Source organism: Betaproteobacteria bacterium (assembly GCA_016791345.1).
In the GTDB taxonomy this organism is placed as follows: Bacteria; Pseudomonadota; Gammaproteobacteria; order Burkholderiales; family JAEUMW01; genus JAEUMW01.
On the sequence record JAEUMW010000046.1, the window covers coordinates 1 to 2,087 of the forward strand.

Below are 2,087 nucleotides of genomic sequence, written 5' to 3' on the forward strand. Positions count from 1 at the left end.
CGAGCAGACGCGGATCGCTGCGCAGATTGGTGAGCAACTCGATGAAGCGGTCGCGGTCGGCGGGATCGGCCAGCAGCTTCGGCAACGTCGCCACCGCCTGCTCGCGCGCGTAGCGCACGATGATGTCCTGTTCGCCGCGGATGCGCCGGCGCGCGTCCGGCGCGAGATCCGGCAGGAGGTGTGCGTAATCCGTCATGAGATCGCGCTTGAGTTCGAGCCGCGCCAGCGGCAGGACCTGATCATCCGCCATGAGTAGCGAAGCAACACGTGCGATCGCCTCCGCATAGCCGCCGCGGTCGACGGCGGCGAGCGCCTCCTGCACCACGGGCAGGTCCTGCGGCGCCACGACCGGTGCCGGCCCCGCTTGCGCGCCGCTCTTGTCCGCCAGGTACAGCGCGAAGAGATTGCCATAGGTCTGGAAGAACATCGCCTCGCTCGCCGCGTCGCGCAGCTCGCGGTAGTAGTCGAGCGACGCGCTGGTGAACTCCGAGAGCATTTTCTCGATACGGCGACCGGCCGCGTCGGGGCCAAGCTCCTGACGCTGCGCCTTCACCATTTCCGCTGCAGGCGCGAGCCACCCGAGCCAGGGATTCAGGTCCGAGAACGACCAGCGCTCGGCGCGCAGCGGCTGGAAATCGCGCGAGAGTTTCGCCGTGTATTCGTTGGCGAGCGACTGCACCAGCGGCTGCGCGAAAAGCTCGTAGGCGCGCTGGTTGAAGTCGGAAACGGCGGCGACCGCCTGGAACGGCTTCTCGTCGACGCGGCGGAAGCGGTTCAGGCGCGAGCAGACTTCCTCGATCTGCTTCTCCTCGAACTCGACTTCGTACTGCGGAGTCCCGCCCGCACCCCGCGTTTCCACGATCTTCATGCCGTAGAGACCCGGTGCCAGCGCCTCGATCGACTTCAACACCGACACGATCTGCGAATGCTCCTTCGTCGCCACCTTGCCGGAGACGAAGATGCCGAGGTGGCCGACATTCTCGTGCAGCAGACCGACGATCACCTGGCCGCGCGCCTTGATGTCGTAGGTCGAGCCGTAGACGTCCGCGACCCAGTTGAAGGCCTGTTGCGGCGGCGTGATGTTGTCGCCCATCGACGCGAAGAGGACGATCGGGGACTTGACTTCGCGCAGATCGAACACCTTGCCGGCTGCGCTCTTAGCATCCCCCGACCACAGCCGGTTGCCGACGAAGAGGTTCTGCGTGATCCACTCGATCTCTTCGCGGTTCATGAGGTAGAAGCCGCCCCACCAGCGCTCGAACTCGAGGAAGCGCGGCGGTTCGGTATCGATGTTGGCGAAGAGGCGGTAGTACTTGTCCCAGAAGGTGTTCGCGGGATTCAGATTCTCGAAGTTCTGCACCAGCGCCGCACCGTCGAAGACGCCGTTGCCAAGGTCCGCGGCGAAGGAAGAGAGCCAGGTGCCGCCGAGGTTGCCGCCCGCGTAGCGCATTGGGTTGTCGCCCTCGCCGTCCTTCCACGCCCCGCCCCAGTACGACATCGGCGCGCCGTTGATCACGATCGGCCCCATGTCGTCCGGATGCGCGGCCGCGAGCATCATCGCCGCCCAGCCGCCCTGGCAGTTGCCGACGATGGCGGGCTTCGGGCTGTCCGGGTGCAGTTCCCGCACGTGGCGCGCGAAGCGCGCTTCGGCTTCGCACACGTCGAGCAGCGTTTGGCCAGGCTCCGGCTCGCGGAAGAACATGACGAAATAGACGGGGTGGCCGTCGCGCAGGGCGACGCCGACCTGCGAATCGTCCTTGAAGCCACCGATGCCCGGACCGTGTCCGGCGCGCGGGTCGATGATCACGTATGGCCGGCGCTTCGCGTCCACCGTCACGCCGGCGGGCGGGACGATGCGCAGCAGGGCGTAGTTGACCGGCTTTTCGAAGGTGCGCGCGTCGAGCAGAACCTCGTACTCGAAATGCAGCACCGGCGGCAGCCCCTGACGCTCGTGCTCGACGAACTGGTTGCCACGCTGGCGCATGGTGTCCCAGAAGAGCACGCTGCGCTGCGCGAAATCGACGCCGTAGCGCGCCCAGTCCGTCCACACCTCCCACGGCGACTTCGGCGTGGTCGCGAGATCCGCA

1 protein-coding gene is annotated in these 2,087 nt (G+C 66.7%); it reads right to left on the reverse strand.

Annotation, left to right across the window (positions count from 1 at the left end; genetic code table 11):
• The coding region (locus JNK68_01645; protein MBL8539051.1) for a DUF3141 domain-containing protein at window positions 1-2,087 on the reverse strand (2,087 nt) is incomplete at both ends.